The following is a 20,337-nucleotide window of genomic DNA, read 5'->3' as shown; positions in this document are numbered from 1 at the left end:
AGCCCCTATAATAGGGGCTTTCTTATGCAGGGGCGTAGTTCGAATTGGTAGAACAGCGGTCTCCAAAACCGATGGTTGCGGGTTCGAGTCCTGCCGCCCCTGCCATATACCTCGTCTCGTACGGGGCTTTTGTGTCTTTGGTTACGTCAGATACAGGTGGGTTGTATGAGTGTTAGTTCTGAGGGTCAGGGCGGAAGCAAGGATACCCTGCTTTGGGGCCTGGTTTTCATCATCCTGGCGGCCGCTGTAGTGGGCAATTACCTGCTGAGCGACGTTATTGCTGCCGTCCGCGCCCTGGGTGTGGTCGTTGTCATCGCTGCTGCCGGTGCAGTGGCCCTGCAAACCACCAAGGGCAAGGCAACACTGGCGTTTGCCCGTGAGTCTCGCCTGGAAGTCCGCAAGGTCGTATGGCCGACCCGTCAGGAAGCCATTCAGACAACCCTGATTGTGCTGGCGGTGACTGCCGTGATGGGGCTGCTGCTGTTCGTGTTGGACGGCGCCTTGGTCTGGTTGGTCAACCTGATTACCGGTGTGTAAGGATAAGCCATGACTGAACAACGTGAACAGCGTATGAGATGGTATGTCGTGCAGGCATTTTCCGGCTACGAAGGCCGTGTTGCCAAATCCCTGCGTGAACATATCAAGATGCATGGCATGGAAGAGCTGTTTGGTGAAGTGCTGGTCCCGACCGAAGAAGTGGTCGAGATGCGTGCTGGCCAGAAGCGCAAGAGTGAGCGCAAATTTTTCCCGGGATACGTCCTGGTCCAGATGGTGATGGATGAAACCACATGGCACCTGGTACGCAATGTACCGCGCGTCATGGGTTTCATCGGCGGTACCTCCGATCGCCCTGCTCCTATCTCCGATAAGGAAGCGGATGCCATCCTCAATCGTCTGCAAGATGCCCACGACAAGCCGCGTCCGAAAACCCTGTTTGAACCGGGTGAGATGGTCCGGGTTGCCGATGGTCCGTTCGCCGACTTCAACGGTACCGTTGAAGAGGTGGACTACGAAAAGAGCCGCGTGAAGGTCTCCGTACTGATCTTCGGCCGCTCAACGCCGGTAGAACTGGATTTTGGTCAGGTCGAAAAAGGCTGATTAATCTCTGTACGTTTAACGGTTGTCAGGGGCAGCGATTATCTCTATAATTCGCTGCCCCTTTATTTGTTGGGGAGCCGTTTGCAGGAGCATGTCTCCGAGGCGTTAGAACCCATTTTTGAGGTATTTTTGTAATGGCTAAGAAAGTCACAGCTTATATCAAGCTGCAAGTTAAGGCTGGCAGTGCTAACCCCAGCCCTCCCGTTGGTCCCGCTCTGGGTCAGCACGGCGTGAACATCATGGAATTCTGTAAGGCGTTCAACGCCCGTACAGAAAAGCTGGAAAAAGGTTCTCCGACTCCGGTCGTGATCACCGTTTACAGCGACCGTTCCTTCACCTTCGAAACCAAGACTCCGCCCGCTTCCTTCCTGCTGAAGAAAGCCGCTGGTATCCAGTCTGGTTCTGCCAAGCCGAACAAAGACAAGGTTGGTAAGGTGACTGTGGCTCAGCTGCAAGAAATCGCCAAGACCAAAGAGCCGGATATGACTGGTGCCGATCTGGATGCAAAAGTACGTTGCATCGCCGGTTCCGCTCGTTCCATGGGCCTGGTAGTGGAGGAGTAAGACAATGGCTAAACTGTCCAAGCGTATGCGCGTTATTCGCGAAAAAGTTGACGGTACCAAAGAGTACTCCATCAACGAAGCCATTGCCCTGCTGAAAGAACTGGCTACTGCCAAGTTCGTTGAAAGCGTTGACGTTGCTGTCAACCTGGGTATCGATGCTCGTAAATCCGATCAGAACGTACGTGGTGCAACTGTACTGCCGCACGGTACCGGTCGTGACATCCGTGTCGCCGTGTTCACCCAGGGTGCCAACGCCGAAGCCGCCAAGGCTGCCGGTGCTGAACTGGTTGGTATGGACGACCTGGCCGAGCTGGTCAAGAAAGGCGAGATGAACTTCGACGTCGTCATCGCATCCCCGGATGCCATGCGTGTTGTTGGTCAACTGGGTCAAATCCTGGGCCCGCGCGGTCTGATGCCGAACCCGAAAGTGGGTACCGTCACTCCGAACGTAGCCGAAGCCGTCAAGAACGCCAAGGCTGGTCAGGTTCGTTACCGTAACGACAAGAACGGTATCATTCATACCACTCTGGGCAAGGTCTCTTTCAACGAAGTTCAGCTGAAAGAAAACCTGGAAGCGCTGCTGGTTGCCTTGAAGAAGGCCAAGCCGTCCTCCGCCAAGGGTGTATTCATCAAGAAAGTCAGCATCTCCACCACCATGGGTGCCGGTGTTGCCGTAGACCAAGCTTCCCTGGAAGCTCAGGCCTAATTGATGGGTTTTACAAGGCGCAAAATTTAATCTATAATTTTGCGCCTTGATTGGTTGGGGGTTTCGACCTCCGTCCAAGACCGCAGGAGGCCGCAAAGCCTTAATTCTTCCTGCGTAGACGGTGCCGGAAACCCAGCGAGAAAGATTCTTTCTCTTCTGGAATCCTGCTACCGCATCGTTCCCCTCTGTTGTAAAGGTAGGGGGGATGTGTCAGTACTGGGTCAACAGACCCGGATTCAATCCAGGAGTTAAGCCAATGGCATTGGGACTCGAAGACAAAAAGGCAATTGTTGCTGAAGTCAACGAAGCTGCCAAAGGCGCTCTTTCTGCAGTTGTAGCCGATTCTCGCGGCGTCACTGTAGACAAGATGACCGTCCTGCGTAAGACCGCTCGTGAAGCTGGTGTGTACATGCGCGTTGTGCGTAACACCCTGCTGCGTCGCGCGGTAGAAGGTACCGAATACGAGTGCCTGAACGACGCATTTACCGGTCCTACCTTGATTGCTTTCTCTAACGAACACCCGGGCGCTGCCGCTCGTCTGTTCAAAGAGTTTGCCAAAGCGAACCAAAAGTTCGAAATCAAGGCTGGCGCTTTTAACGGTGAGTTTATCGCCGCAGCACAAATTGATCGTCTGGCCACGCTGCCGACTTACGAAGAAGCAATTGCGAAGTTGATGGCTACCATGAAGGAAGCCTCTGCTGGCAAGCTGGTTCGTACTATCGCTGCTGTTCGCGACCAGAAACAAGCTGCTGCTTGATTCTCGCCTATCTAGGCTGTTTGAGTTTATTCAACATCAGGAATTTTTGTCATGTCTATCACTAAAGACCAAATCATCGAAGCCGTTGCTTCCATGTCCGTAATGGAAGTTGTTGAGCTGATCGAAGCTATGGAAGAGAAGTTCGGTGTTTCTGCCGCTGCTGCCGTCATGGCCGGCCCGGCTGCTGCTGAAGCAGTAGAAGAGAAGACCGAGTTCGACGTAGTTCTGACTGCTGCTGGCGCCAACAAAGTTGCCGTCATCAAGGCCGTTCGTGGCGCTACCGGTCTGGGCCTGAAAGAAGCCAAGGACCTGGTAGAAGCTGCTCCGACCAATCTGAAAGAAGCCGTGTCCAAGGACGAAGCTGAAGCTCTGAAGAAAGAGCTGGAAGCTGCCGGTGCTTCTGTTGAGATCAAATAATCTGCATTTATGTAGATTAGCCTGATAAAACAGGCTAGGGCTGGTGAATGTTTGTTCACCAGCCTTTTTGCGCTGTAGACTGAGAGCATTTCACACCGTTTACGACTCTCGGTGCACCAGCAATCCGGACCGCTTCATCGTCCGGGCCAACACAAAACGGTGTTGAGACAGAGCTGTCCCGCGGGACAGAGTGGGTCACTTATCAGCGAGCTGAGGAACCCTATGGTTTACTCTTATACCGAAAAAAAACGCATTCGTAAGGACTTCGGTAAGCGAGACCAGGTACTGGACACGCCTTATCTGTTGTCCATTCAGCTGGACTCCTTCAAGCAGTTCATCGAGGCCGACCCGGAAGGTGAATATGGCCTAGAGGCCGCTTTCCGTAGCGTTTTCCCGATCACCAGTTACTCCGGTAGTGCTGAGCTTCAGTATGTCAGCTATCGCCTGGGTGAGCCGGTATTTGACGTAAAAGAATGCCAGATCCGTGGAGTGACCTACTCCGCGCCGCTGCGTGTCAAGCTTCGTATGGTTCTGTACGACCGTGAAGCAGCTGCCGGCACCGTCAAAGATATCAAGGAACAAGAAGTATACATGGGCGAGATTCCGCTCATGACCGAGAACGGCACCTTTGTCATCAATGGTACCGAGCGGGTCATCGTCTCCCAGCTGCACCGCAGCCCGGGCGTCTTCTTCGACCACGATAAAGGCAAAACACATTCATCCGGTAAGGTGCTTTATAACGCTCGCGTTATCCCCTACCGTGGCTCCTGGCTGGACTTCGAGTTCGATGCGAAAGACAACCTGTTTGTCCGTATCGACCGTCGTCGTAAACTGCCAGCCTCCATTATTCTGCGCGCCCTGGACTTCAGTTCCGAAGAAATCCTGGCCACCTTCTTCGAGACCATCGGTTTCGAAGTCAAGGATGGCAAGTTGATGATGGATCTGGTGCCCGAGCGCCTGCGTGGCGAGACCGCGACCTTCGACATCATTGCCAATGGCGCCGTGGTGGTTGAAACCGGTCGTCGTGTCACTGCCCGTCACATCCGTCAGCTGGAAAAAGACGGCATCACCCAGATCGAGGTGCCGGTAGAGTATGTTGTTGGCAAAGTTGCAGCCAAGAACTACGCGCACCCGCAGACTGGTGAGATGGTTGTCACTGCCAACCAGGCGCTGAGCCTGGAAGCGGTTGCCAACCTGTCCCAAGCCGGCTTCAAGCACTTCGAGGTTCTGTTCACCAACGAACTGGATCACGGTGCCTACATGTCCGAGACCCTGCGTATCGACTCCAGCTCCAGCCGCCTGGAAGCCCTGGTCGAGATCTATCGCATGATGCGTCCGGGCGAGCCGCCCACTCGCGAAGCGGCCGAGCAGCTGTTCGAGAACCTGTTCTTCTCTTCCGAGCGTTACGACCTGTCTACCGTAGGTCGGATGAAGTTCAACCGCCGTTTGGGTCGTGAAGACGAGACTGGCGTTGGCGTGCTGACCAAGGACGATATCGTCGAGGTCATGAAGCGCCTGATCGACATCCGTAACGGTAACGACGAAGTGGACGATATCGACCACCTTGGTAACCGTCGTATTCGTTCCGTCGGTGAAATGGCCGAGAACCAGTTCCGTGTCGGTCTGGTCCGTGTCGAGCGTGCGGTGAAGGAGCGCCTGTCTCTGGGCGATCTGGACACCCTGATGCCGCAGGATCTGATCAACGCCAAGCCGATCTCCGCCGCGGTCAAAGAGTTCTTCGGTTCCAGCCAGCTGTCCCAGTTCATGGACCAGAACAACCCGCTGTCCGAAGTGACCCACAAGCGCCGTATCTCCGCGCTGGGCCCGGGCGGTCTGACCCGTGAGCGTGCCGGCTTCGAAGTTCGAGACGTACACCCGACCCACTACGGTCGTCTGTGCCCCATCGAAACGCCGGAAGGTCCGAACATCGGTCTGATCAACTCGCTGTCCGTGTATTCCCGCACCAACGAGTACGGTTTCCTCGAGACCCCGTACCGCAAGGTGATCGACGGTGTGATCACCGACGAAGTGGATTACCTGTCTGCGATTGAAGAAGGCAAGTACGTGATCGCACAGGCCAACGCCGCGACCACCGAAGATGGCCGTCTGAAAGATGAATTGATCCCGTGCCGTCACAAAGGTGAATCCACCTTTATGAACGCCGACCAGATCCAGTACATGGACGTGAGCCCGCAACAGATCGTCTCTGTGGCAGCGGCCCTGATCCCGTTCCTGGAACACGATGACGCGAACCGCGCATTGATGGGTTCAAACATGCAACGTCAGGCTGTACCGACCCTGCGCGCTGACAAGCCGCTGGTTGGTACCGGTATGGAACGCGCAGTGGCCGTTGACTCCGGTGTGACCGTAGTGGCCAAGCGTGGCGGCATGATCGACTATGTCGATGCCTCCCGTATCGTTATCAAGGTCAACGAAGATGAGCTGCTGCCTGGCGAAGCCGGCATCGACATCTACAGCCTGACCAAATACACCCGTTCCAACCAGAACACCTGTATCAACCAGCGTCCGTGCGTGATGTTGGGTGAGCCGGTGATGGCGGGCGACGTACTGGCTGACGGCCCGTCCACCGATCTCGGTGAACTGGCGCTGGGTCAGAACCTGCGCGTCGCGTTCATGCCGTGGAACGGTTACAACTTCGAAGACTCGATCCTGGTGAACGAGCGTGTTGTTCAGGAAGATCGCCTGACCACCATTCACATCCAGGAACTGGCCTGTATCTCCCGTGACACCAAGCTGGGTCCGGAAGAGATCACTGCTGACATCCCGAACGTGGGTGAAGCCGCTCTGTCCAAGCTGGACGAGTCCGGTATCGTCTATGTGGGTGCCGAAGTGAAGGGCGGCGACATTCTGGTCGGCAAGGTGACTCCGAAAGGTGAAACCCAGCTGACCCCGGAAGAGAAGCTGCTGCGCGCCATCTTCGGTGAGAAGGCGTCCGACGTGAAGGACTCTTCCCTGCGTGTGCCGAACGGTGTGTACGGTACCGTGGTTGACGTGCAGGTCTTTACCCGCGATGGCGTGGAAAAAGACAAGCGCGCCAAAGAAATCGAAGAGATGCAGCTGAAGGAAGCGAAGAAGGACTTGACCGAAGAGTTCAAGATCCTGGAAGACGGCATTTTCGGCCGTTCCCGCAACCTGCTGCTGGCCGCCGGTTACAGCGAAGATCGTCTGAACAAGCTCGATCGTTCCAAGTGGTTTGAGCTGGCCATCGAAGATGAGGCCAAGCAAATCGAGCTGGAGCAGATCGCTGAACAGCACGTTGAGCTGAAGGCCGAGTTCGACAAGAAATTCGAGAACAAGCGTCGCAAGATCATCCAGGGCGATGACCTGGCGCCGGGCGTACTGAAGATCGTCAAGGTCTATCTGGCCGTCAAGCGTCGCATCCAGCCGGGTGACAAAATGGCGGGCCGTCACGGTAACAAGGGTGTTATCTCCAAGATCTGTCCGGTCGAGGATATGCCCCATGACGAGTACGGCCGTCCGGTCGACATCGTACTGAACCCGCTGGGTGTACCGTCTCGTATGAACATCGGTCAGATCCTCGAAGTGCACCTGGGCCTCGCGGCCAAGGGCATCGGCGAGAAGATCGACCGCATGATCAAAGAACAGCGCGAGCTGCACGAGATGCGCGAGTTCCTGCAACAGGTCTATGACCTGGGCGAGAAGGACTCCCAGCAAGTGAACATTGCCGAGCTGTCTGACGACGACGTGCGTACCCTGGTGGGTAACCTGCGTAAGGGTCTGCCGGTGGCTACACCTGTCTTTGATGGTGCCAAAGAGCGCGAAATCAAAGCCTTGCTGAAGCTGGCCGATCTGCCGGAATCCGGTCAGATCTCCCTGTTCGACGGTCGTACCGGTAACGCCTTCGAGCGCAAGGTCACCGTGGGTTACATGTACATGCTGAAGCTGAACCACCTGGTAGACGACAAGATGCACGCGCGTTCTACCGGTTCCTACAGCCTGGTTACCCAGCAGCCGCTGGGTGGTAAGGCGCAGTTCGGTGGTCAGCGGTTCGGTGAGATGGAAGTGTGGGCCCTGGAGGCTTACGGTGCGGCATATACCCTGCAGGAAATGCTGACCGTCAAGTCTGACGATGTGAACGGCCGTACCAAGATGTACAAGAACATCGTGGATGGCGACCACCGTATGGAGCCGGGTATGCCCGAATCCTTCAACGTATTGCTGAAGGAAATCCGCTCTCTGGGTATCAACATCGAGCTGGACGAAGAGTAAGAGCTCGCTCTTATTGTTCGAGAATTGACGTGGGCGCCCCGCTGTTTCGGCAGCCGGGGCGCCGAGGTTAGACTCCTGACAGGGGAAACACGTGAAAGACTTACTCAAGTTTTTGAAGGCTCAGACCAAGACCGAAGAGTTTGACAGTATCAAGATCGGTCTGGCCTCTCCTGACATGATCCGCTCCTGGTCATTCGGTGAGGTCAAAAAGCCTGAGACCATCAACTACCGGACTTTCAAGCCGGAGCGTGATGGTCTGTTCTGCGCCCGTATCTTCGGACCGGTGAAGGACTACGAGTGTCTGTGCGGCAAGTACAAGCGCCTGAAACACCGTGGTGTGATCTGCGAGAAGTGCGGTGTAGAAGTGACCCAGACCAAGGTCCGTCGCGAGCGCATGGGCCACATCGAGCTGGCCAGCCCGACTGCCCACATCTGGTTCCTGAAGTCCCTGCCGTCCCGTATCGGTCTGCTGCTGGACATGACCCTGCGTGACATCGAGCGCGTGCTGTATTTCGAATCCTATGTAGTGATCGAACCCGGCATGACCAACCTCGAGCGCAGCCAGATGCTCTCCGAAGAGAACTATCTGGACGCTCTGGAAGAGTGGGGCGACGAATTCGACGCCAAGATGGGTGCCGAGGCCATTCTGGCTCTGCTGCGCGCCATCGATCTGGAAGGTGAAGTCAAAGCCATGCGTGAGGAGCTGGATCAGACCAACTCCGAGACCAAGCGCAAGAAGACCACCAAGCGTCTGAAGCTGATGGAAGCCTTCCTGCAATCCGGCAACAAGCCGGAGTGGATGATCATGACAGTGCTGCCCGTGCTGCCGCCGGACCTGCGTCCGCTGGTACCGCTGGACGGCGGCCGTTTCGCGACCTCCGATCTGAACGATCTGTACCGTCGCGTGATCAACCGTAACAACCGCTTGAAGCGTCTGCTGGACTTGGCTGCGCCGGACATCATCGTGCGCAACGAAAAGCGCATGCTGCAAGAGTCCGTGGATGCCCTGCTGGACAACGGCCGTCGTGGTCGTGCCATCACCGGTTCCAACAAGCGCCCGCTGAAATCCCTGGCTGACATGATCAAGGGTAAGCAAGGTCGTTTCCGTCAGAACCTGCTGGGTAAGCGTGTCGACTACTCCGGTCGTTCCGTTATCACCGTAGGTCCGACCCTGCGTCTGCATCAGTGCGGTCTGCCGAAGAAGATGGCACTTGAGCTGTTCAAGCCCTTCATCTACGGCAAGCTGGAATCCCGCGGTCTGGCGACCACCATCAAGGCCGCCAAGAAGATGGTGGAGCGCGAAGAAGCCGTCGTTTGGGACATCCTGGACGAAGTGATCCGCGAACACCCGGTTCTGCTGAACCGTGCACCGACCCTGCACCGTCTGGGTATCCAGGCGTTTGAACCGACCCTGATCGAAGGCAAGGCCATCCAGCTGCACCCGCTCGTTTGTGCCGCCTATAACGCGGACTTCGACGGTGACCAGATGGCGGTCCACGTACCGCTGACCCTGGAAGCCCAGCTGGAAGCGCGCGCCCTGATGATGTCCACCAACAACATCCTGTCGCCTGCCTCCGGTGAGCCGATCATCGTTCCTTCCCAGGACGTGGTCTTGGGTCTGTACTACATGACCCGTGCCCGTATCAACGCCAAGGGCGAAGGTATGGTGCTGTCCGGCCCGAAAGAGGCCGAGAAGGTCTACCGTGCCGGTCTGGCCGACCTGCATGCTCGCGTCAAGTGCCGCATCACCGAGTACGTGAAGAACGAAGCCGGTGAGCTGGTTGCCAAGACCGAGATGAAGAACACCACCGTTGGTCGTGCGATCCTGAGCCTGATCCTGCCCAAAGGCATGGAATACGCCCTGATCGACGAGCCCAAGGTACTGACTGCTGCAGAGCAGGCTGACCTGGACGCCAACCCGCAGAACTGGATCAAGTGCGTCTCCAACAAGGCGCTGGGCAAAAAGCTCATCTCCCGTCTGCTGAACACCTGCTATCGCAAGCAGGGCCTGAAGGATACCGTCATCTTCGCTGACCAGCTGATGTATACCGGTTTCCACTACGCGGCCCTGTCCGGTGCCTCTGTTGGTATCGATGACATGGTCATCCCGGATGCCAAGAAAGACATCATCGCTGCTGCAGAAGCCGAAGTTGCCGAGATCCAGGACCAGTTCCTGTCCGGTCTGGTAACCGCGGGCGAACGTTACAACAAGGTTATCGATATCTGGGCCAGCGCGAACGATCGCGTCTCCAAGGCCATGATGGACAACCTTTCCAAGGAGCGTAACGTCAACTCCCTGGGCGATGAGGAAGAGCAAGCCTCCTTCAACAGCATCTTCATGATGGCCGACTCTGGTGCGCGGGGCTCCGCCGCCCAGATCCGTCAGCTGGCCGGTATGCGTGGCCTGATGGCGAAGCCGGATGGCTCCATCATCGAAACGCCGATCGTGGCGAACTTCCGTGAAGGTCTGAACGTACTGCAGTACTTCATCTCCACTCACGGTGCTCGTAAAGGTCTGGCGGATACCGCACTGAAGACAGCGAACTCCGGTTACCTGACCCGTCGTCTGGTTGACGTGGCCCAGGACATGGTGATCACCGAGGACGATTGCGGCACTACCGACGGTCTGTGGATGACTCCGCTGATCGAGGGTGGCGACGTGGTCGAGCCGCTGCGTGAGCGCGTGTTGGGTCGTGTGGTGGCCGAAGACGTGATCAAGCCGGGTACCGAGGATGAAGTGCTGGTAGCGCGCAACACCCTGCTCGACGAGCAGCTGTGTGACCTGCTGGAGCGCAACTCCGTCGACCGCGTGAAGGTACGTTCTGCCATCACCTGTGAGACCGACTTCGGTAACTGTGCTCACTGCTACGGCCGTGATCTGGCCCGTGGTCACCTGGTTAACAAGGGTGAGGCTGTCGGTGTTATCGCCGCTCAGTCCATCGGTGAACCGGGCACCCAGCTGACGATGCGTACCTTCCACATCGGTGGTGCCGCATCCCGAGCGGCTGCCGAGAGCAGCATCCAGGTGAAGAACACCGGTAGCATCAAGTTGCAGAACGCCAAGTTCGTTCTGAACAACTCTGACAAGCTGGTTATCACCTCCCGTTCTACCGAGCTGACCATCATGGACGAGATGGGCCGTACCAAGGAAAGCCACAAGCTGCCTTACGGTTCCGTGCTGGAAGTGAAGGATGGCGAAGCGGTGAACGCCGGTGATACCGTCGCGAACTGGGACCCGCACACCCACCCGATCATCACCGAAGTGGCGGGTCGCCTGCACTTCGAACACATGATCGACGGTGTGACCATCACTCGTCAGACCGACGAGCTGACCGGTCTCTCTTCCATCGTCGTGCTGGATGTCAACGAACGTCCGAGCGCCGGTAAAGAGATGCGTCCGACCGTGAAACTGGTCGACCTGAATGGCAAGGATGTGATGATCCCGGGCACCGACGTTCCCGCCCAGTACTTCCTGCCGGGCAAGGCGATCGTGAACCTGGAAGATGGTGCCAACGTGGGCGTGGGTGACGCGGTTGCGCGTATCCCCCAAGAGTCCAGTGGTACCAAGGACATCACCGGTGGTCTGCCGCGCGTTGCGGATCTGTTCGAAGCACGTCAGCCGAAAGAGCCGGCCATCCTGGCCGAGATCTCCGGTACCATCTCCTTCGGGAAAGAGACCAAGGGCAAACGTCGTCTGGTCATCACCCCGACCGATGGTGGCGAGATCTATGAAGAGATGATTCCGAAATGGCGTCACCTCAACGTGTTCGAAGGTGAAAAAGTTGAGAAGGGTGAAGTGCTGGCGGACGGTCCCGAGTCTGCTCATGACATCCTGCGTCTGCGCGGTATCAGCCCGGTCGCCAACTACATCGCCAACGAAGTGCAGGACGTTTACCGTCTGCAAGGCGTTAAGATCAACGACAAGCACATCGAAGTCATCGTGCGTCAGATGCTGCGTAAGTGCGAGATCCTGAGCGCTGGCGACACCGACCTGATCGAAGGTGAACAGGTTGAAGTGGCCCGTGTGAAGATCGCCAACCGTAAACTGGTTGCCGAAGGGAAGACCCCGGCTACCTACCGTCATATCCTGATGGGTATTACCAAGGCATCTCTGAGCACCGAGTCCTTCATCTCCGCGGCTTCCTTCCAGGAGACCACCCGCGTGCTGACCGAAGCAGCCGTTGGTGGCAAGCGTGATGAACTGCGCGGCCTGAAAGAGAACGTGATCGTGGGTCGTCTGATCCCGGCTGGTACCGGCTTTGCCTACCACCACAGCCGCATCAACCAGCGTGCCGCCGCAGCTCGTGCTGTCGGTGTGCCGCAGGTGACTGCCGATGAAGCTCAGCAAAACCTGGCGGATCTGCTCAACGCAGCCGGCAGTTTTGACGAAGAGTAATCTTCCGCAGCAGTGATCGAAAAGGGCCCCTTCTAGGGGCCCTTTTTTTATTTCCCATCCGGCGCCCAGCGTGCACTGGGCTGGGGCAGGGGGATGATCCAGTGCAAGGTTATAGAGCAAAAAATCAAAAAAAGTTGACATTGCCCCGTCGCAACTGAAAACTCGGGAAAGTTGAATGGGTATTACAGGGGTAGAACATGGCTGTCGGTATCGAGGAAGTACTGCTTCCCGAAGAGCAACTGAGCGGTCGCGCTTTTACAGACGAAGACAGGGAGCTGTTGCGTTCATATGGGGGCCTTATCGAAGGCCTGGCCGATCTGTTCGGCAAGCACTGCGAGGTGGTGCTCCACTCTCTGGAAAATCTGCATGAGTCCGTGATCCAAATCGCGAATGGTTTCAATACGGGTCGAACTCTGGGGGCGCCGATCACCGATCTCGCCCTGCGGATGCTCAAGGACATCGAGAGCACGGGTCAGGATCACACCCAGAGTTATTTTGCCCGCAGTCGGACCGGTGCCTTGATGAAGTCGAGCACCATCGCCATCCGTAACCGCGACAAGCAGGTGATCGGCCTTATCTGCATCAACCTGCACATCAATGCACCTTTCCACGAGTTCGTGGCCGAATTCTTCCCGACGCCACAGCAGGTGGAGCGGCAATCACCGGAGACCTTCGCCAACAGCGTCGAAGAGCTGGTTGCCCAGACGGTGGACAACACCATCGACGAGATCAATCGTGATCCCTCCGTGGCCAACAATGCCAAGAACCGTTTTATCGTGACCCAGTTGTTCGAGAAGGGCATATTTGATATCAAGGACTCGATCAACCTGGTCGCCGACAAGCTGAATATTTCCAAACATACCGTGTATCTCTACATCCGACAGCGCAAGCAGGGTGAAGAAGAGAGCGAGTAAGCGCCATAGATAGGGGATAGATAACAATGGCTAAAGAAGTGATTGCAACCGACAAGGCGCCTGCCGCAATTGGCCCTTATGTCCAGGCTACCAAGCTGGGTGAGCTGGTCTTTACCTCCGGGCAGATCCCGCTCGATCCGGCCACCATGGACATCGTTGCCGGTGGCATCGAGGCTCAGGCAGAGCAGGTGATGAAGAATCTGGTTGCCGTCTTGAAAGCCGCAGGGGCCGATACCAGCAAGGTGCTGAAGACCACCTGCTTCCTGAGTGACATGAACAACTTTGTGGCCTTCAACCAGGTGTATGCCCGCTACTTTGGCGAGTCCGCCCCGGCACGTTCCTGCGTGGAAGTTGCTCGTCTGCCCAAGGATGTACTGGTCGAAGTCGAAGCCATCGCTTACGTCTGAGCCTGTTTCATTGGAAAAGCCCCTCCCAGGAGGGGCTTTTGCGTCTGTGAGGTAGAATGGATACACCGCTGTGCAGGAGTGCGATCATGAGTCTGAATTTTGCTCTGCTGGTCACCGGGCCCGCCTATGGCACCCAGACGGCCAGCACGGCCTATCGTTTTGCCCTGAGTCTGGTCGAGCAGGGACACCGCTTGTCCCACCTCTTCTTCTATCAGGAGGGGGTGTGCAATGCCAATGGCCTCCATGCGCCAGCCAGCGATGAGACCGACCTGGTGGCATTGTGGCGCGAGTTGGCCATCCAGCAGGGTATCCGCATCGATGTGTGTGTGGCTGCGGCCATGCGCCGTGGCGTGCTGGATGAGCAGGAGGCCAAGGGAATGGGACGGGAGCATTTCAATCTGGAAGCGCCATTCTGCCTGAGCGGGCTCGGTCAGTTGGCGGAAGCCGCACTGACCGCTGATCGCTTCGTTCAGTTCTAGGGGGGCAAAATGACCAGAATAGCGTTTATCTCACGGCGTGGTCCCCATGGTTCGGCGAGTGGTCGGGAGGGGCTGGATGCTCTGCTGGCCACCTCTGCATTGACGGAGTCCCTGGCACTCTTTCTGGTGGGGGATGGCGTGATGCAACTGGTGAGGGAGCAATCACCACACGCCATATTGCAGCGTCACTACGCCCCGACCTTCAAGATGCTGGAACTGTATGACATCGAAGAGATCTATGTCTGTGCGGTGTCACTGGCTGAGCGAGGACTGACGGCGGCGGATCTGCTAATCCCAGTGATTCCGCTCTCTCCTGCGGAAATTCGCCGTAGCTGGGCGGGTTTCACCACCCACATCTGCTTCTGAGGTGCCCGTGATACAGCTGATATTGAACTCTCCCTTCATGAGCCAGGATCTCGAGTTGGCGTTGCGTTACCGCATGGAAGGGGATCTGGTGGTGTTGATGCAGGATGCCGTGATGGCGGCGGCTGCCCCCGGGTGGTGCGAGCGCTTGGCAGAGGTCCCCCTGTACGTCATGAAGGAAGACCTGCAAGCGAGAGGCTTGTCATCCGGGATCGGGATGGAACTCGATATGCCGGGTTTGATCAGGTTGATCGCCGAGCACGGATCACCGCAGACCTGGGGCGCTTAGGTTTGGTTTTTCCTTTTTATCTCAGTTGCTTAGCATAATGTCATTCGACTGTCATTTGCCATTTCGGTGTGCAAATTGTATAAATCTTGACTCCCCAGACAACAGGGCATAAAATTTCGCGTCCCCGTATCTGCGGGGAGGATTTTTCACACGTTTATGAAGTCATTATCAGGAGCCTTTTGATGGCAACTATTAACCAGTTGGTTCGCAAGCCACGCATCAAGCTCGTTGTGAAAAGCAACGTGCCGGCGCTGGAAGCGTGCCCTCAGAAGCGTGGCGTATGCACCCGTGTATACACCACCACCCCGAAGAAGCCTAACTCTGCACTGCGTAAAGTATGCCGTGTACGTCTGACCAACGGCTTCGAAGTCACCTCCTACATCGGTGGTGAAGGTCACAACCTGCAAGAGCACTCTGTTGTTCTGATCCGTGGCGGTCGTGTAAAAGACTTGCCAGGTGTTCGTTATCACACCGTTCGTGGTGCGTTGGACTGTGCCGGTGTTAAAGACCGTAAGCAGGCTCGCTCCAAGTACGGCGTGAAGCGTCCGAAAGCTTAATGGTTCTCCGTTAAGTAAGGCCAAACGTTAATTCGTTTCTAGTTAGATAACTTTCTAGTTTTGGGTAACCCCTGAAGTTACGGAGAATTTGAAATGCCAAGACGTCGTGTTGTTGGTCAGCGTAAAATCCTGCCGGATCCCAAGTTCGGATCTGAGCTGCTGGCTAAATTTGTCAACGTAGTAATGGTTGACGGTAAGAAATCTGTTGCAGAAGCCATCGTTTATGGCGCCCTGGACATCATTGCCACCAAATCTGGCAAAGAGCACCTGGCCCTGTTCGAAGTCGCTCTGGACAACATTCGTCCGGCGGTCGAGGTTAAATCTCGTCGCGTCGGTGGTGCAACCTATCAGGTGCCGGTAGAAGTTCGTCCGGTACGTCGCAATGCTCTGGCAATGCGCTGGTTGGTTGATGCCGCTCGTAAACGTGGTGAAAAATCAATGGCTCAGCGTTTGGCTGGCGAGCTGCTGGATGCCGCTGACAATAAGGGTTCGTCTGTCAAGAAACGTGAAGACGTTCACCGTATGGCTGAAGCGAACAAGGCCTTCGCTCACTTCCGCTGGTAATCCGCTTGCGCAGGGTCTTATGACTCTGCGCACCTTTAATTATCTGGGGACAAGCGCCCTAGTAAGAGGATGACAATGGCTCGTACAACCCCCATTGAGCGTTATCGTAATATCGGTATCTCCGCTCACATCGACGCCGGTAAGACTACTACTACCGAGCGCGTTCTGTTTTACACCGGTGTAAGTCACAAGATCGGTGAAGTTCACGATGGCGCCGCCACCATGGACTGGATGGAACAGGAACAAGAGCGTGGTATCACCATCACCTCCGCCGCGACCACCGCTTTCTGGTCCGGTATGGGTAAACAGTTCCAACCGCACCGTATCAACATCATCGATACCCCGGGCCACGTTGACTTTACTATCGAAGTAGAGCGTTCCATGCGTGTTCTGGATGGCGCCGTGATGGTGTACTGTGCCGTAGGTGGCGTACAGCCCCAGTCTGAAACCGTATGGCGTCAGGCTAACAAGTACAAGGTTCCCCGTATCGCGTTCGTCAACAAGATGGACCGTACCGGTGCCAACTTCCTGCGCTGCGTTGAGCACATCAAGACCCGTCTGAAAGGTAACCCGGTTCCTCTGCAACTGAACATCGGTTCCGAAGAGAACTTCAAGGGCGTTATCGACCTGGTCAAGATGAAAGCCATCAACTGGAGCGAAGCTGACCAGGGCGTATCCTTCGACTACGAAGACGTCCCGGCTGAGCTGCTGGAACAAGCGCAAGAAATGCGCATGAACCTGGTTGAAGCCGCTGCTGAAGCGTCTGAAGACCTGATGGAAAAATACCTGGGTGGTGAAGAACTGACTGAAGAAGAGATCAAGAAAGCTCTGCGTCAGCGTGTTCTGAACAACGAAATCATCCTGGTTACCTGTGGCTCCGCGTTCAAGAACAAGGGTGTACAGGCCATGCTGGATGCCGTGGTCGAGTACCTGCCGGCTCCGACCGACGTTGCTGCTATCGACGGTCTGAAGCTGGATGGCGAGACCAAGGACGAGCGTCACGCTTCCGATGACGAGCCGTTCTCTGCTCTGGCATTCAAGATTGCTACCGACCCGTTCGTGGGCAACCTGACCTTCTTCCGTGTTTACTCCGGTGTGGTCAACTCCGGTGACTCCGTGCTGAACTCCGTTAAAGAGAAGCGCGAGCGTTTCGGCCGTATCGTTCAGATGCATGCCAACAAGCGTGAAGAGATCAAAGAAGTTCGCGCAGGCGACATCGCTGCTGCCATCGGCCTGAAGGACGTCACCACCGGTGATACCCTGTGTGACGAAAGCGCACCGATCATCCTGGAGCGTATGGAATTCCCGGAGCCGGTAATCTCCATCGCCGTTGAGCCGAAATCCAAGGCTGACCAAGAGAAGATGGGCCTGGCTCTGGGCCGTCTGGCTCAGGAAGATCCGTCCTTCCGCGTATGGACCGACGAAGAATCTGGTCAAACCATCATCGCCGGTATGGGTGAGCTGCACCTGGACATCATCGTTGACCGTATGCGTCGCGAGTTCAAGGTAGAAGCCAACGTAGGTAAGCCGCAGGTTGCCTACCGTGAAACCATCCGCAACACCGTCAAGGACATTGAAGGCAAGCATGCCAAGCAGTCCGGTGGTCGTGGTCAGTACGGTCACGTCGTTATCGACATGTACCCGCTGGAAGAAGGCAAAGCCTACGAATTCGTCAACGACATCAAGGGTGGCGTGATTCCGGGCGAATTCATCCCGGGTGTTGACAAGGGTATCCGCGAGCAGCTGAAGTCCGGCCCGCTGGCAGGCTATCCGGTAATGGATCTGGGTGTGCGTCTGCACTTCGGTTCCTACCATGATGTCGACTCTTCCGAACTGGCGTTCAAGATCGCTGCTTCTCTGGCGTTCAAGGCTGGCTTCATGAAGGCCAACCCGGTACTGCTCGAACCGATCATGAAGGTCGAAGTCGAGACTCCGGAAGACTACATGGGCGACGTGATCGGTGACCTGAACCGTCGTCGCGGCCTGATCGAAGGCATGGAAGATGGCCCGTCCGGCAAGATCGTACGTGCGCTGGTGCCGCTGGCCGAAATGTTCGGTTACGCCACCTCCCTGCGTTCTGCTACCCAGGGTCGTGCTTCCTACGCCATGGAATTCGCCAAGTATCACGATGCCCCGACCAACGTCGCCCAGGCCGTGATCGAAGAGCGCAAATCCAAGTAATTTAAGATTCCCCGCCTACGACGGTAGGCGGGTTTAACCTAGAAGGACTACGTCGTGTCTAAAGAAAAATTTGAGCGTAATAAACCGCACGTAAACGTCGGCACCATCGGCCACGTTGACCACGGTAAAACCACCCTGACCGCCGCCATCACCAACGTGCTGGCCAAGCACTTCGGTGGTAAAGCTTTCGCCTTCGACCAGATCGACAAGGCACCGGAAGAGCGTGAGCGTGGTATCACCATCAACACCTCCCACGTAGAATACGACACTGCTACCCGCCACTACGCTCACGTAGATTGCCCGGGTCACGCCGACTACGTTAAAAACATGATCACCGGTGCTGCCCAGATGGACGGCGCAATCCTGGTAGTAGCAGCGACTGACGGCCCGATGCCGCAGACTCGTGAGCACATCCTGCTGGGTCGTCAGGTAGGCGTTCCGTACATCATCGTGTTCATGAACAAGTGCGACATGGTAGATGACGAAGAGCTGCTGGAACTGGTCGAGATGGAAGTTCGCGAACTGCTGTCTGAGTACGACTTCCCGGGTGATGACCTGCCGGTAGTACGTGGTTCCGCACTGAAAGCGCTGGAAGGCGAAGCTCAGTGGGAAGAGAAGATCCTGGAACTGGCTGGCCACCTGGACACCTACATTCCGGAGCCGGAGCGTGCCATTGACCAGCCGTTCCTGATGCCTATCGAAGACGTCTTCTCCATCGCAGGCCGTGGTACCGTAGTAACCGGTCGTGTAGAGCGCGGTATCGTCAAGGTTGGTGAAGAAGTGGAAATCGTTGGTATCAAAGATACCACCAAGACCACCTGTACCGGCGTTGAAATGTTCCGCAAACTGCTGGACGAAGGTCGTGCAGGTGAGAACGTTGGCGCGCTGCTGCGTGGCGTGAAGCGTGAAGACGTAGAGCGTGGTCAGGTACTGGCCAAGCCGGGCACCATCAAGCCGCACACCAAGTTCGAATCCGAAGTGTACGTGCTGTCCAAAGAAGAAGGTGGTCGTCACACTCCGTTCTTCAAGGGCTACCGTCCGCAGTTCTACTTCCGTACTACCGACGTGACCGGTACCATCGAACTGCCGGAAGGCGTAGAGATGGTCATGCCGGGCGACAACATCAAGATGGTTGTTACCCTGATTGCGCCGATCGCGATGGACGACGGCCTGCGTTTCGCCATCCGTGAAGGTGGCCGTACCGTAGGTGCTGGTGTTGTAGCTAAAGTTATCGCTTAATCGATACTTTATATGCACATATAAAAGGGGTGGCTTCGGCCACCCCTTTTACTTTTGGGGCTTTAAATGGCTTGTGAGATACTTTTGCGAAATCATCTATAGAGGTAGTTGCTGTGAGTAAACCCGCCATTTTTCTGGATCGCGATGGTGTCATCAACAAAGACACGGGTTATGTCAGCCAGGTTGATGACTTCCATTTTCTGCCCGGGGCGATTGAGGCCATGCAATTGCTGAAGAAAAAAGGCTATTTGCTGGTCGTGGTGACCAACCAATCCGGCATTGCCCGTGGTTACTTCACTGAAGATGACTTCATGAACCTGACCGAGTGGATGGATTGGTCATTGGCCGATCGCGATGTGGATCTCGATGGTATCTACTTCTGCCCCCATCACCCGAACCACGGTGCCCCCTGCGACTGCCGCAAACCCGAACCGGGTATGTTGTTGCTTGCCCAGCGGGAGCTCGGTATCGATATGAGCCGCTCTTATATGGTGGGTGACAAACCTTCAGACTTGAAGGCGGCCATCAATGCCAAGGTCGGTCACAAGATAATGGTCAGAACGGGTAAGCCGATTACTGATGCGGGGATTGAACTGGCCGATGCCATCTACGACAACCTGCATGATTTTGCCGTTGCAGCACCTGTCGCAGGCTGATTTCGCTGGATTAAGATGCTTTTTGGTGGCTTTGTGAGCGATTGAACGATGGAAGCCATCTTTTTGCAATTATCCCCTTGCCAGAACGAATTCGCTCCCTATAATGCGCATCCATCGACAGGGCAAGCGGTAACGCAAACAAGCCGGTCGGTAGCCTCGAAAAGCCTTTGAAAATAAGGCTTGACTCGAGAAGGCGGTTGAGTAGAATTCCACTCCCGCAGTAGCCAAAAGCTGCGTCGCTCTTTAACAATTTGAATCAAGCAATCTGTGTGGGCACTCACAGCATCGAGCATCAAAAACAATTTTTGATTTTCAATGTCTGATGAAGTGACCAAAGCAACTTTTAGTTGCAGCAGTTAATTCAGCAATTCATTGAGCCGCCTTTATTGGCAACCAAACTTAAATTGAAGAGTTTGATCATGGCTCAGATTGAACGCTGGCGGCAGGCCTAACACATGCAAGTCGAGCGGCAGCGGGAAAGTAGCTTGCTACTTTTGCCG

The 20,337-nt window shown here is 56.0% G+C and carries 18 protein-coding genes, 1 tRNA gene and 1 rRNA gene; all 20 read left to right on the top strand.

Annotated elements, in window-relative coordinates:
- Positions 1 to 28: 28 nt before the first annotated feature.
- Positions 29 to 105 (top strand) — tRNA-Trp (locus PG883_RS14565).
- A 60-nt stretch (positions 106 to 165) separates the two neighbouring features.
- Positions 166 to 537 (top strand): preprotein translocase subunit SecE, encoded by a 372-nt coding sequence (gene secE, locus PG883_RS14560; protein WP_010675960.1) that lies wholly within the window; start codon positions 166 to 168, stop codon positions 535 to 537.
- A 9-nt stretch (positions 538 to 546) separates the two neighbouring features.
- Positions 547 to 1,098 carry a transcription termination/antitermination protein NusG gene (gene nusG, locus PG883_RS14555; protein ID WP_010675959.1) on the top strand — a complete coding sequence of 184 codons (552 nt, stop codon included), beginning with the start codon at positions 547 to 549 and terminating at the stop codon, positions 1,096 to 1,098.
- Positions 1,099 to 1,232: 134 nt separating this feature from the next.
- On the top strand, positions 1,233 to 1,661 hold the full coding sequence (rplK, locus tag PG883_RS14550) for a 50S ribosomal protein L11 (RefSeq protein ID WP_005306313.1): 429 nt from the start codon (positions 1,233 to 1,235) through the stop codon (positions 1,659 to 1,661).
- 4 nt (positions 1,662 to 1,665) lie between these two features.
- A complete protein-coding gene (gene rplA / locus PG883_RS14545) occupies positions 1,666 to 2,367 on the top strand; it encodes a 50S ribosomal protein L1 (protein WP_010675958.1) in 702 nt (233 codons plus the stop codon).
- Positions 2,368 to 2,623: 256 nt separating this feature from the next.
- A complete protein-coding gene (rplJ, locus tag PG883_RS14540) occupies positions 2,624 to 3,124 on the top strand; it encodes a 50S ribosomal protein L10 (protein ID WP_005339895.1) in 501 nt (166 codons plus the stop codon).
- A gap of 51 nt (positions 3,125 to 3,175) precedes the next feature.
- On the top strand, positions 3,176 to 3,541 hold the full coding sequence (gene rplL / locus PG883_RS14535) for a 50S ribosomal protein L7/L12 (protein ID WP_010675957.1): 366 nt from the start codon (positions 3,176 to 3,178) through the stop codon (positions 3,539 to 3,541).
- Positions 3,542 to 3,763: 222 nt separating this feature from the next.
- Positions 3,764 to 7,792 carry a DNA-directed RNA polymerase subunit beta gene (rpoB, locus tag PG883_RS14530; protein ID WP_010675956.1) on the top strand — a complete coding sequence of 1,343 codons (4,029 nt, stop codon included), beginning with the start codon at positions 3,764 to 3,766 and terminating at the stop codon, positions 7,790 to 7,792.
- A 91-nt stretch (positions 7,793 to 7,883) separates the two neighbouring features.
- The gene (rpoC, locus tag PG883_RS14525) at positions 7,884 to 12,188 is read left to right on the top strand and encodes a DNA-directed RNA polymerase subunit beta' (RefSeq protein WP_010675955.1); all 4,305 of its coding nucleotides are present in this window, start codon (positions 7,884 to 7,886) and stop codon (positions 12,186 to 12,188) included.
- 197 nt (positions 12,189 to 12,385) lie between these two features.
- The gene (locus tag PG883_RS14520; protein WP_010675954.1) at positions 12,386 to 13,102 is read left to right on the top strand and encodes a helix-turn-helix transcriptional regulator; all 717 of its coding nucleotides are present in this window, start codon (positions 12,386 to 12,388) and stop codon (positions 13,100 to 13,102) included.
- A 26-nt stretch (positions 13,103 to 13,128) separates the two neighbouring features.
- A complete protein-coding gene (locus tag PG883_RS14515; protein WP_010675953.1) occupies positions 13,129 to 13,509 on the top strand; it encodes a RidA family protein in 381 nt (126 codons plus the stop codon).
- An 86-nt stretch (positions 13,510 to 13,595) separates the two neighbouring features.
- Positions 13,596 to 13,988: a sulfurtransferase complex subunit TusD gene (gene tusD / locus PG883_RS14510; protein ID WP_010675952.1), complete on the top strand. Its 393-nt coding sequence runs from the start codon at positions 13,596 to 13,598 to the stop codon at positions 13,986 to 13,988.
- A gap of 9 nt (positions 13,989 to 13,997) precedes the next feature.
- A complete protein-coding gene (gene tusC, locus PG883_RS14505) occupies positions 13,998 to 14,354 on the top strand; it encodes a sulfurtransferase complex subunit TusC (RefSeq protein WP_029314860.1) in 357 nt (118 codons plus the stop codon).
- Positions 14,355 to 14,361: 7 nt separating this feature from the next.
- On the top strand, positions 14,362 to 14,640 hold the full coding sequence (gene tusB / locus PG883_RS14500; RefSeq protein WP_041211914.1) for a sulfurtransferase complex subunit TusB: 279 nt from the start codon (positions 14,362 to 14,364) through the stop codon (positions 14,638 to 14,640).
- Positions 14,641 to 14,822: 182 nt separating this feature from the next.
- Entirely contained in the window at positions 14,823 to 15,197 is a 375-nt protein-coding gene (rpsL, locus tag PG883_RS14495; protein ID WP_005306278.1) for a 30S ribosomal protein S12, read from the top strand.
- A 93-nt stretch (positions 15,198 to 15,290) separates the two neighbouring features.
- The gene (rpsG, locus tag PG883_RS14490) at positions 15,291 to 15,761 is read left to right on the top strand and encodes a 30S ribosomal protein S7 (protein WP_010675949.1); all 471 of its coding nucleotides are present in this window, start codon (positions 15,291 to 15,293) and stop codon (positions 15,759 to 15,761) included.
- Between the two features lie 75 nt (positions 15,762 to 15,836).
- On the top strand, positions 15,837 to 17,942 hold the full coding sequence (gene fusA / locus PG883_RS14485; RefSeq protein ID WP_010675948.1) for an elongation factor G: 2,106 nt from the start codon (positions 15,837 to 15,839) through the stop codon (positions 17,940 to 17,942).
- A gap of 54 nt (positions 17,943 to 17,996) precedes the next feature.
- Positions 17,997 to 19,181 carry an elongation factor Tu gene (gene tuf / locus PG883_RS14480; protein ID WP_005306325.1) on the top strand — a complete coding sequence of 395 codons (1,185 nt, stop codon included), beginning with the start codon at positions 17,997 to 17,999 and terminating at the stop codon, positions 19,179 to 19,181.
- A 113-nt stretch (positions 19,182 to 19,294) separates the two neighbouring features.
- Complete coding sequence (gene gmhB, locus PG883_RS14475; RefSeq protein ID WP_043153901.1) at positions 19,295 to 19,837, top strand: D-glycero-beta-D-manno-heptose 1,7-bisphosphate 7-phosphatase; 543 nt, start codon at positions 19,295 to 19,297, stop codon at positions 19,835 to 19,837.
- A gap of 401 nt (positions 19,838 to 20,238) precedes the next feature.
- Positions 20,239 to 20,337 (top strand): 16S ribosomal RNA (locus tag PG883_RS14470); the annotation flags it as partial.

This window comes from Aeromonas sp. QDB25 (genome assembly GCF_027707725.1).
In the GTDB taxonomy this organism is placed as follows: domain Bacteria; phylum Pseudomonadota; class Gammaproteobacteria; order Enterobacterales; family Aeromonadaceae; genus Aeromonas; species Aeromonas caviae.
This window is presented reverse-complemented; position numbering and strand designations above follow the sequence as displayed.